Source organism: Kitasatospora sp. NPDC048545 (genome assembly GCF_040651155.1).
Classification (GTDB): domain Bacteria; phylum Actinomycetota; class Actinomycetes; order Streptomycetales; family Streptomycetaceae; genus Kitasatospora.
Genome location: NZ_JBEZIQ010000078.1, coordinates 25,962 through 39,686 on the forward strand (window position 1 = coordinate 25,962; position 13,725 = coordinate 39,686).

Sequence of the window (13,725 nt, forward strand, 5' to 3'; positions counted from 1 at the left end):
TCATCCCGTCCGCATCTCGTAGCGCAGGCGCTGGTGAAGCGCCGAGGCAACCATCACGTCCACCCATATCGGCTCGTCAGCGTCGGTCGCATAAGTCCGGTGCACAACCAGTACCCACACGCCGTCGGCCAGGTCCAAGGCCTTCTGCTCGGACGCCGTGGGCGGCCTCGACTCGACTTCCTCGACGGCAGGGCGCGTTTCGATCCCGCGCTCGCGAAGGACTCCTGCCACCCCTCCCTTGACCTTGGCCGGTAGCGCCAACGCCGTGTCGGCGGCAACGTCAGCCAGGAGGTACGAGTCCGTCAGCTCCACTGGCACGTCGTCGAGGTGCACCGTGCGCCGGCGGACCACGACGGGAGACCCCGAAGGTACGCCCAGAAGAGACGCGACCTGCATCGGGGCCGGGGCCATCCCCGCTTCCACGATTCGGTGCGTCCCTCGCCGACCTGCGCCGGCCGCCTCCTGCTCCCATGCCGCACCAGGCGTTTGACCACCTGCGTAGTGCGAGGAGCTGCTGGTCCACATGCCTATTTGTCCCCCATTCCTGACGCTCCAACCTTGCTGCTTTCCAGATTAAGGCCAGGTGCGAAGCGGGGGCGACGCGCCGAAGTGCCATGCGAAGCTTGCTGCCTTTTGCGAAAGGCAGTATGGTTCTAAGTGTTGGACGAGCCAGCAGGGAGAAGACATGGAGGCCGACAACTCGGCGCCCGTGGACTTGCCTCGCAGGAGCGTTGTAGTCCGTCTCGGAGCTTGCTCCGGTACGGCCCGCCGCTGGAATCGGGCATGTCGACCGCGAGAGAACCCCAAGGGGGACCCCGCGGTCGAGGTGACGGCGAAGGTGGCCGCGACGCTGCTCGGAGTGCATGTCGCCACGGTCTACCGCTACTTGGAGCGCGGGGCTCTGCCGTACAGGCGCTTCGGGGCGGATCCGCCGACGACGCGGGGCACGGGGAAGCGCGGTGGAGCGATTCGCATCCCGCTTGCGGCCATCGAGGAGATGCGCCGGGTTCGGGGCGGCGTCACCCGCTGACTGACAGTCAGGAAGAACAAAAAAGAAGAGACCTCGGCTCCGCCTGGACAGCTGTCGCCGAGGTCTCAGGAACCAACTCGCGAGGAGTGATTCACATGCACATCTTGCACCATGACCAGCACGGCACGCCCCCCGGGGCCGAGAACTGGCTCGCGGGCAAGGTCGAGAGCTGGAAGCAGATCCAGACGGAGACCGGCCAGATCCACGACCAGGCGGAGCAGCTTCGCCAGGGGTTGGCGGGGGGCGGTTTCTGATGGGTCTGCGTTCCTACCTGGGCTTCTCCTCGAAGTCCTCCTCCGGCGGCACCACCACGGAGACCACCCGTACCAGCGACAGCGGATCGCGTCCTGGCTGGCACGCCTCCGACCCGGCGACCGACCTCGCCAACCACCGCATGGCCCAGGTCAACGTCCCGGCCGGGATCTACAGCGCGGGGCAGCGGGTCTTCACGCCCGACCCCTACGTCGGCGGAGGCGACCACTTCACTCCGAACTTCGGCGGACCGTTCACGCCGGGCGAGGACGGGGGTGCGCAGGGATGATCCAGCACCTCTGCCGCGCCTTCGCCAACGGCAACGGCGGCGGCTCCGGCACTCCGACCGCGCCGAAGGCGCCGCCCTCCGACCCGAACGGTGGTGACCAGTGATCACCGTGCTCTCGAACCAGCAGGCCGAAGAGGCGCTGCGGCGGGCTAAGGAAGCCCAGAAGCGCATCGAGGAGACGAAGGGCAGCTAGCAAGTACTGCCGCCCGCTCCGCAGCACGATCCCCATAGTTCGGCATCCCGCCGCCTATCCCTCGGAACCGTTCTGGCATGGCCATGCCATCCAGCGCGGCGCCGGGGGTGGTGCGGCGGGCCCCCAGGGGCCCAGCACCTACCACCTCGCCCGGAGGGCCGGCGGAAGCCGCCCGAAGGAAGCGATCGTTCCTCCCCACCCCGGGCTTCGACCCGACGGACAACTCAACAGCGAGCCAATCGAGTTAGGCCCTGCGGCTGTGAGCGTGACACTGCCGCGGGGAGCACCACGACACCTTGTGACGTCAGCACCTTCGGCGCGGGGCCCGCCTCCCCGTCACCCAGGCGCATCGACCCGGCAGCCGGCCGGGCGGTAAGCGGCCATCACGTCCCGTTGGCACCGGGACGCGGCCGTCACGCACCCCTCGATCCACCCGCACCACCCGTTCGTCCGGCCGCCGCCGGCCCTCCAGGCCGGCGGCGCCACCCCTTTGCAGCTCCGAAGCTGCCCAGGCCCACCGCACCCTGAGTCGGCGCCAGCGCCGAGGCCGGTGCGGGGGCACGGGGAGCCCCGGAGCTGTCCGGCCCACCAACCGCCCACCCAGGAGGAGTTCGCGATGAGCGAGAGCAACCCCCTGTTCTGGATCTTGCTGTCCGGCGGAGCCGCCCTGCTCCTGTGGGGCCTGGCGATCGTCCTGGACCACTACTTCTTCACCCCGTACCTGACCCGGGTCAACCGAGAGGAGGACCGCCATGGCTGACGACCCGATCACCCCGACACGCATCGACAAAGCCGGTGAATGGAGCGCGGCGGGTAACCCCCCGCCGGCCACCCCGCCGCCCGGTTCCGTCCCCCCGCCGCGGCCCGGCGGCGGGGACACCCCGCCTTCCGCACCGCCCCCGCCGAACGGCCCGCCGCCTCCGCCGCCGTCAGACCCGCCCGGAATGTTCGGCGGCGACGACGCCGAGGAGCCCTGGTGGTACCGAGGCGGAGGACGCGGTGGCGGTGGCGGCGGTGTGGCCACGGCGCCGGCCCCCATGCCCGCCGCACCGCCCGTCGCGATGCCGCAGCCGATGTGGGACCCCGCGATGATGCCGCCGATCAACGTGATCGTGAACTTCCCGGCCCCGGCGCCGCCGCCCCGCTTCTCACTGCGCAGGCTGCGGCCCGCCTGGAACGGCAGCGCGGCGATCGCCGCCCTGATCCTCGTGCCCGTCACCAGCCGGGTGCTGGGCGTGGAGGACTACGGCGTCCTTTACACCGGGGCCGTCCTCGCGGCCATCGGCGAGCTGGTCGCCGTCATGAAGCAGCGGCGCAGCGGCTGGCTGGTGCGGGCGTTGTCCTTCCACGTGGTCTTCGCGGCGTTTCTCACCCCGGTCGGGCTGCACGCCCTGAGCTACCCGCTCACGGGGGTGTGAGCATGGGCGTCACCCCTGCCCAGCTGTCCTTCGGAGGCCTGGCGCTGTCCGGCGCGGTCCTGATCACTGCCGCGATCCGCTGGTGGCGAGCGGGGTTCCCGCTGCCCGGCGTCATGACGTTCCTCGCCGGGCTGCTGATGGGCCTGCTTTCCGCCCTGTGTACGGGAGGCCTGCTCGCCCTGGTGGCGCGCAACCTCGTCAAGGCGACGAACAAGCTCGGCGAGGTGGCCGCCGGCCACGGATCCTCCCAGCTGCTCGGGCCTGCCGAACCGGCGGGTCTCCAGAGGGGCGGCGGAGTTGCCGTCGCCCTGCTGCTCGCCGCGCTGATCGTCGTCTGGAAGTGCTGCGACAACGCCCTGCGCCGCCAGATCGGCTGGGGCTCGGTCGTCGGCACCTCCTTCGGCCTGGCCGGCGGCGTGTCCGGACTCGCGGCGATCACCCTGATCCCTTGGCTCAACCACGCCGGGGACCAGGTGTTGTTCGCCTGGCAAGTCCACTGAAACCCGCTGCTCACACACGCTGCTCGCCGCCCGAATGCGGCGGGCAGCGGCATCTCGCACACCCGCCCCTCGATCCCAAGTGGAGGAGAACACCTCATGTGGAACGTTCCCGCGACCAGCCTCACCATGGGCGGTCTGCTGGTCGGACTCGCGATCCCCGTCTGGCACGTGACGCGGTTCGGCGGCGCCCACATCAAGAACCACAAGGCCATCGTGAGGGACTCCACGGAGTTCATCCCGCTGGTCGCCGGCATGGCCTACGGAGGCCTGGCCACCGCCACGACCAGCGGGCTGATCGGCGCCTTCACCGGTTTCGTCACCTTCCTGGGCAACGGGGCCGGCTCGTTCGCGATGTGGGGCCTCACCGGTGGCACCACCACCCTCAACACCCGCGCCAACCCCCTGGAGCTCGACGGCGCAGGCAACATCATCCTGCTCCTCATCACCGTCGCGGTCATCGCCGCCTGGAAGCCGATCCCGCAGGAGGCCAGGTCCCGCATGCGCGTCGGCATGTTCTCCGGCATCCTGCTCGGCCTGTCCGCGACGCTCGGCGGCGTCGTCGCCGCGACCATCATCCCCGCCGTCAACAACGCGGGCGCCGCGCTCGTCGACGCCATCAACTGACGGCCTGCGCATGCCCCGGACGCCATCGGTCGCCCATGCTCCGCACCGCCTATGCGTGCTGCGGACGTGGGCGGCCGTCACCGCTCGGCCCCGTGCCGGCACCACCCCCGAAGCTCCCCGACGTCCCCGCTGGAGGAGGACCGTGACCACCCACCTGCCCGAGCCGCTGGTCATCGACGCCGAGTTCGTCGACGACGACGAGCCGAACCCGATCCCCGACGAGGAACGCGGAACCGACCGCCGCCCCGGCCGGGTCGCCACGGCCGCCGCGTTCCTGGCCCGGGGTACCGTCCGGGTCGTCGTCCGCAACATCGCCGCCACCCGCACAGGCCTCAGCGTCATGGTGGCCGAACGCGGTGCCTGGCTCAACGGCGGCAGGCTCAGCGAAGCGCACCTGCGCACCCACCTGCTGAACCGCCGCTACGCTCAGTGGCTGGCCGCCCAGAGGACGGCGGCCGCGAGCCTGGTCGAGCAGGCCAAGGCCCTGCAGACGCAGGCCGACACCACCGCTGCCCAGGCCATGGCCCTGCAGACGCAGGCCGCCACCGCCGTCGACCGGATCGCCAAGGCCGCCAGCAGCGGGACGGACCCGTTGAAGGCCGGGCGCCAGGCCGGAGCGGACCGCCAAGCCGCCGCCAAGCTGCTGGAGGCCGCCGCCGAGGACCGGGCCGCCGCCGGCAAGCTTCTGGCGGCAGCCCGCGAGCTGGAACAACAGCTCTACCTCGGGCACTTCGAGCCGAACGAGCTCGAACTGGCCAGCCACCGTCGCCGGGTGGCCAACGGCCGCCGGTGGAAGACGGCGGCCCTGGGTCTTGTGGTGGGATTCGCCGAGATCCAGATCGGCCCGGTGCTTATGGAGATCACCGCTGGCGGGGTCCTCATGGCGGCGTGGGCCAAGGGCCGGTTCGCCGGGTGGCGCTCGGCCGATCCCGAGATCGAGGCCTTGAAGTACGTGCCGGAGACCGGGAAGAGCACGGTCACCGCCGGCCAAAGCGCCGACGCCCCCGCTGCGGGGCCGGACCCCGCACAGCCCGGCGCCACCCACAACGCCGCGAGCCCCGGACCGGCCAACGCCCCCGCCGACGAACAGCACGCCCCCGCCGACGCCGACGAGCCTGACGAGGAGACCGTGCTGATCAACGCCGCGCTCACCGCCGCAGGCCTGCTGCCGACCGCCCGCAGGGGCAAGCCCCCACTGGGCGTGCAGGTCATCGACGCCCCGGACTACTCCATCGGCAACGGGTTCGTCACCACCGTCGACCTGCCGGTCGGCGGCGGAAAGCTGGTCAGGCACGCCCTGGCCAAGGCGGACGTCATCGCCGGTGAACTCTCCGTGCCGGTCACCCAGCTGGCCATCCGGGAAGTGCCCGCCGCCGAGGGCGGCCATGGGCGCCGGATGCAGGTCTGGGTCGCCGACGAAGACCCCTACCTGGCGGTGGGTCACGACCAGAGCCCGCTGGTCCTCGCCGCGACCTGGGACTTCTGGGGCGGTGTCCCGTTCGGCAAGACCATCCTGGCCGAACGCCGTTCCCTCCTCACGCAGTTCGCCGGCGGCTTCACCAGCATGTTCTTCTCCGGCATGATGCGCTTCGGCAAGAGCTTCGCCATGCGCGTCGCGGTCGCCGCCGCCCTACTGGACCCGGGCCTGCGCCTCTACCTCGCCAACGGCAAACAGGGCGCCGACTGGAAGTCGGCCAAGAAGGTCGCCCACCGCTTCACCGAAGGCACCGGCGAGGAAGACCTGGCCCGGTTCGAAGCCATGCTCGACGAACTGGTCGAGGACATGGAGCAGCGCTACCGGGACTTCGGCGACCTGGACGTGTCCCTGGTGCCCGAAGGCCGCCTCACCCCCAAGCTGGCCCGCCATCACGGCATGCCGATCCTGCTCGCGGTCATCGACGAGCTCCAGCTCTACCTGCTGGCGATGACCCCGAAGCGGCGGGCCCGCGCGCTGGAGAAGCTGAAGAACCTGTTGCGCGGCGGGCCTGCGGCCGGGGTGTTCCTGATCTGCGGCAGCCAGCGTCCCGACGGCGAAGAGGTCCCGACGGGATTTCGCGATCTTTTCGGTGTCCGGGTCTCGGTGCGCTGCCCGGACAAGCGCTCCAGCCGGATGTGCCTGGGCGATCTGGCCTCCGACAACGGCGCGGACTCCAGCGTCCTGACCGAGGACCACGTCGGCATCACCGTCGTCGCCGTCGGACACCGGTGGGAGATCCTGTCCACCGACTTCCTCACCAGTGCCGAGTTCGACGAGATCTGCGAGCGGGCCCGCGCCATGCGCGAGCGCGAGGGCACGCTGACCGGCGACGCCGTCGGCGACGTCCGCGTCACCGAGCCCACTGGCATCCGCGCGGTACGCGCCTGCGTCGATGCCCTGCACGAGCTCGAGACCGACCGCGCCACCATCGCCCGGCTCGCCGCCCAGATCGGCGGTCAGGACGAGGAGCCGGACGAGGACAACCCCAATGCCAGCCCCGGCGAGTTCGCTGGCATCACCCCCGACGCCCTGCGCCAGCTGCTGAAGGACGCCGGCTGCGGCAACACCGTCAGCCTCGGGGCCGTCGAGGGCCAGCGCAATGCCTCCGGCTACAAGCTCTCCACCTTCGAAGGCGTCCTCAAGGTGGCCAAGGCCGCCCGGGACAGCCACTGACCTGAGCCCCCCGGGGCCGTCCTGCCGGTGATCCGGCCGGACGGCCCCGTTCCTTCACCCGGCCACCCCCCAGAACCGGAGAACACCATGGCCCGCACCAACGCGCGCCGGACCCGGCCCGCCGCCAAGTCGACCCCGCCCACCCGGTCCAAGCCCGACACCACGCAGCAGGACCCCTCCCCGCCGACCGCCGAGCAGATCCTCGCTACCGCCCAGGCTCAGGCTGGCGAGCTCCTCGCCACCGCCGAGCGCAACGCCGACGAGCTCCTGGCCCACGCCGTCGCCGACGCCGATCGCCAGATCGCCACCGCCACCCAGTGGAGCGAGGAGGCCGAGCAACTGCGCGCCGACGCCGCCGAGAGCGCAGACCACCTGACCGCCGCCGCCGACCGGCAGGCCGAGCAGATCCTCGCCGCCGCACGCCGCCAGGCCGCGCACATCACGACCGAGGCCAAGGCCGCCGCCGACATCGAACGCGACAAGGCCACCGCCGAGGGCCACGCCGCAGCGGACCGCCTGATCGAGGACGCCACCCAGCACGCGGCGCGGCTGCTGGAGGAGGCCGAGACCGCTGCCGGCACGGTGCGCACCGAAGCCGCTGAAGCCGCCGAAGCGCTGATCGGCGCGGCCGAGGAGCAGGCCCGCACCCGCGCCGCGGCCATTGCCGACCAGGCGCAGGCGACGGCCAGCCGGCTGCTGCGCAAGGCCGAGCGCGACGCCGAGGCCACCGGCGACCGGGCCGCCGACGAGCTGGCCGACGTCCAGGCCCGCATTGAGCGGGCCAAGGCCTACCTGACCCAGGTCTGCGTCCGCGCCGACGAGGCCCGCGAGGGCGCCGACCGGATCGTGGCCGACCGCCACCGGGAGGCGAGCCGGATTCACTTGGAGGCGATCACCACCGCCGAGGCCACTCTGGCCTCCGCCACCCAGGCGGCGGAGGAGATGCGTACCACGGCCTCGGCCACCGTCCGCAAGATCCTGGCCGACGCGGCCGAGGAGGCCGACCAGACCCGTTCCGACGCCGAACGGCAGGGCGAGCGGGTCATCGAAACCGCCCGCACCGACGCCGACGGCATCCGGCTGGACGCCCAGGAGGAGGCCCGTCGCCTGCGCGAGGAGGCGGAGTCCGAGGCGATGGCTATCCGGGAGGAGGCCGCCCGGGAGGCCGGGGAGATCCGCGAGCGCGGCATCGAGGCGGTCAACCGGCACCGGAAGGAGGCCGAGGAGGGCATCGCCGGCGACAAGCACATCGCAGCCACCGCCAGGGGCAAGGCGGAGGGCGAGGCCCAGAGCATCCGCAACAAGGCCCAGAAGGACGCCGACAAGCTCACCTCGGACGCCGAGGAAGCCGCCAGCAAGGCCGAGGCCCGCGTCCAGCAGGCCGAGTCCAGGCTGGAGGTGCTGCTGGCGGAGCACCAGCGCCGGGAGGCGGCGGCGGAGGCCCGCCGCAACGGCAGGTTCCGCCGCGCGATGCGACGGCTGTGGGCGCGCCGGCCGACCAGGTTGGAGATCGTGCTGTGGTGCGGGGTGGCGTACACGGCCCGGCACGAGCACGATCTCGCGCAGATGGCCGGGGCCGGCGACTACCTGGCATGGGCGCTCGCGATCTGCGTGGACGTGTGGCTGGTGGAGGCCACCCGGGCCAAGGCGAAGGTCGAGACCCGCATCGCGCTCACGGTGGTCACGCTGTGCCAGATCGCCAGCTTGCTCGCCTCCCTGCACATGCTCGGCGTCGCGCCGGACGCTAACGGAGAGTGGCAGATCCAGTGGGCATTGGCGGTCCCGCTCGCCATGGTCGTGCCCGTCGTGATCTGGCGCGTCCACGAGCTCGAAGAGCACGTCAAGGCCGCGGGCAAGCGCGCTCACGATGAGCGGAACACGCCGGAACCCGCCAGCGGCCCGCTCATCCCGGACGCAGTCGGCGCTCACGAAGGCGGCTTCCTCCGCCCGCCGGTGAGCGAGTCCGAAGCCCCCTCCGCTCACCCGGTCTCGCTTCCCGCGCAGGCCGCTCACGGCGCACGCTCACATGAGCGTGCGATCTCCGCAGGTCAGGAGGGTGGTAGCGCTCACCCTGAGCGGCCGATGCGCGCCTTGGAAAGCGGCGACGCCCACGACGCGCAGGTGCTGAGCGCCAAGGCGCTCTTGATGAAGCGCAAGGCCGCCGTCCGCCCGCTCTACGACGCCCTCCGCACGCGCCCGACCGCGAAGCAGATCTACGTGGTGCTCACCGCCCAGGGGCTGCTGAACGGCACGGAGGAGGGAACGCGCGGTACCTGCCAGCGTGTGCGCGAAGCGATCGAGGCCGACGAGCCGGGACTGCGCCCGCTGAGCGGTGCTCGCTCTTAGTAACCGGAAAGCGCTCGGCCCCGGGATGAAGGAGACACCCCGGGGCCAGACACCCGAAGGTGCGGCGCACCGGTCTCGTCCCCGGCGCGTCCCCGATTCTTCCGCACCGCTCACCCCGAGCGCACATACCCGCCCGGCCGCTCAGCCCGGGCCCCGCCCCCGCACCGCAGGCCCGGCACCGAGCCGGGCCGGGCGCCGGGGCGGAGCCGGGGCCGGCCGACCGGCCGAACCCGAGCAAGGAGACGCACCATGCAGCCCAACTCCGCCGTCCCGGAAGCCGTTACGGCGCCCTCCCGCACGGTCAGTCCCGGCACGTACGTGCTCTACCGCGAGGTCGACGCCTTCGTCACCGGCGACCCGGCCCACACCAAGATCTGCCGTGTCATCGACGACCGCGGCCACGCCCCGGCGGGCCACCTGCTCCTGGTCGACCTGGCGACGAAGGAGCTCATCCAGTACGCGCCGGTCCTCTACATCCGCCCGCTCGACCCGGCCGAGTTCATGACCGACATCGACTCCGCGCCCCTGACCCTCGTCGACGACGGCCTGCTGGTGTCCGCCGCCGCAGCCTGGCTGATCACACAGCGTGGCCGAATCGGCGGTGCCGGACAGGGCATGGAAGTGCTGTCCGCCACGGCCTGACCGCCCCCGGCGGACCTCCCTCGGGACCGGCCGCCATCCGCCGGCACCCGGCCCCACGAGGGCCTGCTGGTGTCCGCCGCTGCGGCCTGGCCGGTCACGCGGCGTGGCCGTATCGGCGGTGCCGGGCGGGTCGTGGAAACGCTGCCCGCCACGGCCTGACCGCCCCCGGCGGACCTCCCTCGGGGCGCCCTCGCCATCCGCCGGCATCCGGCCCGCTAGGACCGGGTGCCGGCCCTCCTCGCGCCGAGCAGGCGGCCCCCGAGGCCTGCCTGCTCGATCTGCTAAATCGCAGGTCAGATGCTAAATACAGCTGCTCTGGGGCTGCTCTGAGGCTGCTCTCGACCTCCCCTTCCACCCGGTAGAGGAGCAGCCGGGAAGCAGGCCCGGAGCAGCCTCGGAGCGGCCCGTCGAGCAGAGGACTGGCCCCCGGCGAACACCCTCCGCCGGATGCCGGACGGCCGCCGGGCACCCGAGCCAGCCAGACCAAGACAACTCCGAAGAGTCACCAAACGGTGGGGTGGTCGACCAGCCCGCACCTTCGACTCGCAGCCCCCGCCGTCCTCTCCTTGGGGTCCGCAGGGCGGAAGGAAGAACCCCTTTGATGAACCCGATCCGTCGCCTGCAGCAGTGTCGTGCGCAGCGCCGTGAAGACGCACTTCTCTCACGTTCCGTCACCTTCCGGGCTGACGGTCGATACCGGCCGGGAGCCGTGATCCACTGCTCCGCCGTCCGCTGGCGGGTGATCATCGAGGCCCTCCGTGGGGACTTCGCCATCCTCGGCCGGATCTACGAGCCGGACGGCACCCCCATCCCGGGATACGGGCCGTTGCCCGTCCTGCGCCGGACCATGCACCGCCTGGCCGCCGAGGACGGCGCGCGGGTGCGCGTCGACCTCGGCCCGGCGGAGATGGGCATCCTCGTGCACATCGCCCGGGCGGCCGGCGACGAAGCGCTTCTCGCGGCGCTCCGAAGAGCCGTCGCCAGTAACGCCTTCCCCCTGTGCATCAGCCTCGACTGACCGGGCCCGCCCAGCGCCCGTCCCCTCGGGCGCCCCCGCGCGGCGACGCGGTGCTCCCCGCTACCCGGGGCTGGCGAAGCGACCGTTTCCCCGCCTCGGGCCTCCACCGGTGGTGCCCTCCCGGCGCCACCGCTCCGCAGCACCCCACCCCCCTTTCACCTCTCAGAGGAGAGACCGCCATGCGCGACTGGAACACCCCCGACCACCACGTTGCCGACACCGAGCACGGCACCCTGCGCTTCGCCGACGGCACGCAGCCGGTGATCGCTGACTGGCAGGTGACCGAAGACGCGCCCGACCGTGACGGCCTCGTCCGCACCTCGATCCGCGGCTGGCTCACCAATGGCTCCGGCTCCGGCCGGCTCGACGACCCCTACACCAAGCCCATCAAGGCCGGCCCCGCCCGCCTCGTCACCACCGAGCTGCGCGGCCGCGTGCCCGTCCGCGACCGCGACGTCCACATCGGCTACCACCACCCGGGCAAGCCCTACCCGAACACCTGGGACCACGTGGGCTGGCTCGTCACCGTCTCCTGGAACGACCGCCTCCCGGACCACCCGGGCGTCTGCGTCTGAGCCGCACAACCGGCTCCGACCCTCCTGCCCGCCGCCCCTCGGGGCCGCGGGCAGAGCCTGTCTTTCGAGCTGGACACCACCGAAGATCTCGCCCGCCCCTGGTGACAGGAGCACCGTGCGCCCGCCACACCCGCAGAGGGTGCGGCGGGCGCACGTGCTCTGCGGCGACGGCCGCCGACCGGGCGTGCACCACGACCGAGGAGCACCCTTTGAACACCGAGACCAAGACTACCGACGACCGCGACGAGGCCGCCGCGGCCACCCTGACGGGCAGCCGCGAGAAGCACGGGGCCCGCGTCCAGGCCGCGGCCGTCGGCATCGCGCAGCAGGCCGAGGAGGACAGCCGCCCCGGCTGGGTGACCCTGCCTCCGGCCCGCAGCGGCGTTTCGCGGGTGCTGCACCTGCCCGATTTGCCGTCGACCTACGCGATGGCGGTGGACTTCGACGGGGTCCTGCACCGGATGGACCACCGTGGCTGGATGGGGGGCGAGGTCTACGGCGACCCGGTCCCGGGCTCCATGGAGGCGCTCCAGGAGCTGATCCAGGACTACTGCGTCTTCGTGCTGACAGCGAGGGGAAGGCGGTTTCACCAGGCCGTCGCGGACTTCGTCACCCTGCACTCCGGCATCCGCACGGTGGTCGACGACTATCGGCCCGACCAGGAGTACTGGCTGGTACCCGGAACCATCCTGGTGACCAACCGCAAGTTCGGCTCGGCCGGACTCATCGACGACAAAGCCGTGGAGTTCAGGGGGAACTGGCCGAAGACCCATGCCCGGGTCCGACACCCGGAAGGGGTCGGTGCGTCCCGCCTGGCCGTGCTGCGGCAGCACTCCCCGAAGACGCCCCGGTGAGGATCCCCTGCCACCTGATCGCGGACGCCATTCAGGCCGGGCCCGCCGTGACCAGGTTCTGGTCGGCGGCCCCGGCGGCGGTGCAGCTGGCCCACTCCTGTGGGTGCCCGCAGGCCGGCATCGCGGGGGTCCTCGCCGTACTGCTGGTCGCCGCTGGTGTGGTGATGCGCCGTCCGCAGACCGGCACGGTGTCCTACGTCGGCTTCGACCAGCCCGGCCCGCCCTCGTAACAGGGCCCGCTCGTGTCCCGGCCGCTCGCCTCGGCCGGGACACGGGCGTGTCGGCGCTTCCGGGAGGCGTTCGCCTGGGCTTCGCGCGGTGGACCGGCGCGGGGCACTCTCGAACGCATAGTTAGAGTATGCATAGCCTAGACATGCATACTCCAACTATGCATAATTGGCGAGGCGGGAACACCTCCCGCTCCACCGGAAGGGACGATCATGGGCATCCACTGGGGCGAATACACCGGACACCGCAGCTGCCGCACCACCCAGCAGCTCGCCACGCGGCTGCGCCTGGCTGGCATCGGTGACAGCGCCACCATCCGGACGTTCCTCACCGCCCTTGACGGTGACTACCGCGACACCCTCACCTTCACGCCGAGCCAGGCCGAGCAGATCAAGCACGCGCTGTACCCGGCCGTGCGCCGGATGCGCTGGTTCACCCTCCCGGGCTGGAGGCGCCTGGCCGTCCTGCTGGCGAACGACGCCGAGCACGCCGCCCACAACGGCGGCTGGACCATCGAGTGACCACCACGACGCCCGCGTCGGTCGGCGGCAAGGCAGACTGCGGGTATGCATCCAATCGGAATGCACACCCGCAGCCACCCGACCGCCAGGAGCACCCCGTGGCCCAACCCGACAAGGAAACCCGAGCCGATGGCCGCAAGCTCATCGCCGAGCTCAAGAAGCAGCGCGACCAGATCCACAAGGACGCCGACGACGCCAAGGCCGAGGCCGACGTTGCGATGTGGCGCGGCATCGACGAGGTGATCCGAAGCGGCAAGGCCATGCAGGTCGACGCCGTCAAGGAGACCGGCTACACCCGCGACCACGTCCTCAAGAAGACCAAGCAGCACCGCGACACCGGCGAGGCCTGACCTCGCCCGCGCGTCCACCGGCACCGGCCGGCACGGGCTCAAGACCCAGGACGCGCGCCATCCGGGACACCAAACCCGGAGAAGCCTCGGGAGGAATCCGCGAGCCCCGCTCCGGCCCCCGTTCTCGGCTCCACTCTCTCTGAGTGACTCTGTCGGGGATCTTGAGATTCTCCGACGGAGAGGCAGGTTGATCGGGCAGGCTCGGCTTGTTTCGCAGGTCGTTCGTCTTCTCCGA

At 71.7% G+C, this 13,725-nt stretch carries 17 protein-coding genes; 16 read left to right on the plus strand and 1 reads right to left on the minus strand.

Annotation, left to right across the window (positions count from 1 at the left end; translation table 11 throughout):
- Positions 1-525, minus strand: a complete 525-nt coding sequence (locus AB0D10_RS41600; RefSeq protein WP_360266767.1) for a UTRA domain-containing protein — start codon at positions 523-525, stop codon at positions 1-3.
- A 160-nt stretch (positions 526-685) separates the two neighbouring features.
- Between AB0D10_RS41600 and AB0D10_RS41605 the strand changes: the two genes are divergently transcribed.
- The 16 genes from AB0D10_RS41605 (at position 686) to AB0D10_RS41680 (ending at position 13,490) form a co-directional block, all read left to right on the plus strand.
- Positions 686-1,030 (plus strand): helix-turn-helix domain-containing protein, encoded by a 345-nt coding sequence (locus AB0D10_RS41605; RefSeq protein ID WP_360266770.1) that lies wholly within the window; start codon positions 686-688, stop codon positions 1,028-1,030.
- A 95-nt stretch (positions 1,031-1,125) separates the two neighbouring features.
- The gene (locus AB0D10_RS41610) at positions 1,126-1,284 is read left to right on the plus strand and encodes a hypothetical protein (protein WP_360266773.1); all 159 of its coding nucleotides are present in this window, start codon (positions 1,126-1,128) and stop codon (positions 1,282-1,284) included.
- Entirely contained in the window at positions 1,284-1,571 is a 288-nt protein-coding gene (locus AB0D10_RS41615; RefSeq protein ID WP_360266776.1) for a hypothetical protein, read from the plus strand. Before AB0D10_RS41610 ends, AB0D10_RS41615 begins: the two co-directional genes overlap by 1 nt.
- Before the next feature lie 809 nt (positions 1,572-2,380).
- The gene (locus AB0D10_RS41620) at positions 2,381-2,524 is read left to right on the plus strand and encodes a hypothetical protein (protein WP_360266779.1); all 144 of its coding nucleotides are present in this window, start codon (positions 2,381-2,383) and stop codon (positions 2,522-2,524) included.
- 277 nt (positions 2,525-2,801) lie between these two features.
- Positions 2,802-3,182 (plus strand): hypothetical protein, encoded by a 381-nt coding sequence (locus AB0D10_RS41625; RefSeq protein WP_360266782.1) that lies wholly within the window; start codon positions 2,802-2,804, stop codon positions 3,180-3,182.
- Positions 3,183-3,184: 2 nt separating this feature from the next.
- Entirely contained in the window at positions 3,185-3,682 is a 498-nt protein-coding gene (locus tag AB0D10_RS41630; protein ID WP_360266785.1) for a hypothetical protein, read from the plus strand.
- A 96-nt stretch (positions 3,683-3,778) separates the two neighbouring features.
- Positions 3,779-4,306, plus strand: a complete 528-nt coding sequence (locus AB0D10_RS41635) for a hypothetical protein (RefSeq protein WP_360266787.1) — start codon at positions 3,779-3,781, stop codon at positions 4,304-4,306.
- Between the two features lie 142 nt (positions 4,307-4,448).
- Positions 4,449-6,956 (plus strand): hypothetical protein, encoded by a 2,508-nt coding sequence (locus AB0D10_RS41640; protein WP_360266790.1) that lies wholly within the window; start codon positions 4,449-4,451, stop codon positions 6,954-6,956.
- Positions 6,957-7,043: 87 nt separating this feature from the next.
- Positions 7,044-9,302 (plus strand): hypothetical protein, encoded by a 2,259-nt coding sequence (locus tag AB0D10_RS41645; RefSeq protein WP_360266793.1) that lies wholly within the window; start codon positions 7,044-7,046, stop codon positions 9,300-9,302.
- A gap of 249 nt (positions 9,303-9,551) precedes the next feature.
- Positions 9,552-9,944 (plus strand): hypothetical protein, encoded by a 393-nt coding sequence (locus AB0D10_RS41650; RefSeq protein WP_360266796.1) that lies wholly within the window; start codon positions 9,552-9,554, stop codon positions 9,942-9,944.
- A 709-nt stretch (positions 9,945-10,653) separates the two neighbouring features.
- Entirely contained in the window at positions 10,654-10,962 is a 309-nt protein-coding gene (locus AB0D10_RS41655) for a hypothetical protein (protein WP_360266799.1), read from the plus strand.
- Between the two features lie 179 nt (positions 10,963-11,141).
- The gene (locus AB0D10_RS41660; protein ID WP_360266801.1) at positions 11,142-11,537 is read left to right on the plus strand and encodes a hypothetical protein; all 396 of its coding nucleotides are present in this window, start codon (positions 11,142-11,144) and stop codon (positions 11,535-11,537) included.
- Positions 11,538-11,746: 209 nt separating this feature from the next.
- Positions 11,747-12,391 (plus strand): hypothetical protein, encoded by a 645-nt coding sequence (locus AB0D10_RS41665; protein ID WP_360266804.1) that lies wholly within the window; start codon positions 11,747-11,749, stop codon positions 12,389-12,391.
- Entirely contained in the window at positions 12,388-12,621 is a 234-nt protein-coding gene (locus AB0D10_RS41670; RefSeq protein ID WP_360266807.1) for a hypothetical protein, read from the plus strand. The genes AB0D10_RS41665 and AB0D10_RS41670 overlap by 4 nt, the downstream gene beginning before the upstream one ends.
- 210 nt (positions 12,622-12,831) lie before the next feature.
- Positions 12,832-13,140: a hypothetical protein gene (locus tag AB0D10_RS41675; RefSeq protein WP_360266810.1), complete on the plus strand. Its 309-nt coding sequence runs from the start codon at positions 12,832-12,834 to the stop codon at positions 13,138-13,140.
- 98 nt (positions 13,141-13,238) lie between these two features.
- A complete protein-coding gene (locus AB0D10_RS41680; protein WP_360266813.1) occupies positions 13,239-13,490 on the plus strand; it encodes a hypothetical protein in 252 nt (83 codons plus the stop codon).
- Positions 13,491-13,725 lie beyond the last annotated feature (235 nt).

What these genes read in the sequence shown, in the direction of transcription:
- AB0D10_RS41625 (WP_360266782.1), top strand. Translation starts at nt 2,802, where the DNA reads ATGCCCGCCGCACCGCCCGTCGCGATGCCGCAGCCGATGTGGGACCCC.
- AB0D10_RS41600 (WP_360266767.1), bottom strand. Translation starts at nt 525, where the DNA reads ATGTGGACCAGCAGCTCCTCGCACTACGCAGGTGGTCAAACGCCTGGT.
- AB0D10_RS41605 (WP_360266770.1), top strand. Translation starts at nt 686, where the DNA reads ATGGAGGCCGACAACTCGGCGCCCGTGGACTTGCCTCGCAGGAGCGTT.
- AB0D10_RS41630 (WP_360266785.1), top strand. Translation starts at nt 3,185, where the DNA reads ATGGGCGTCACCCCTGCCCAGCTGTCCTTCGGAGGCCTGGCGCTGTCC.
- AB0D10_RS41620 (WP_360266779.1), top strand. Translation starts at nt 2,381, where the DNA reads ATGAGCGAGAGCAACCCCCTGTTCTGGATCTTGCTGTCCGGCGGAGCC.
- AB0D10_RS41635 (WP_360266787.1), top strand. Translation starts at nt 3,779, where the DNA reads ATGTGGAACGTTCCCGCGACCAGCCTCACCATGGGCGGTCTGCTGGTC.
- AB0D10_RS41675 (WP_360266810.1), top strand. Translation starts at nt 12,832, where the DNA reads ATGGGCATCCACTGGGGCGAATACACCGGACACCGCAGCTGCCGCACC.
- AB0D10_RS41650 (WP_360266796.1), top strand. Translation starts at nt 9,552, where the DNA reads ATGCAGCCCAACTCCGCCGTCCCGGAAGCCGTTACGGCGCCCTCCCGC.
- AB0D10_RS41615 (WP_360266776.1), top strand. Translation starts at nt 1,284, where the DNA reads ATGGGTCTGCGTTCCTACCTGGGCTTCTCCTCGAAGTCCTCCTCCGGC.
- AB0D10_RS41660 (WP_360266801.1), top strand. Translation starts at nt 11,142, where the DNA reads ATGCGCGACTGGAACACCCCCGACCACCACGTTGCCGACACCGAGCAC.
- AB0D10_RS41610 (WP_360266773.1), top strand. Translation starts at nt 1,126, where the DNA reads ATGCACATCTTGCACCATGACCAGCACGGCACGCCCCCCGGGGCCGAG.
- AB0D10_RS41645 (WP_360266793.1), top strand. Translation starts at nt 7,044, where the DNA reads ATGGCCCGCACCAACGCGCGCCGGACCCGGCCCGCCGCCAAGTCGACC.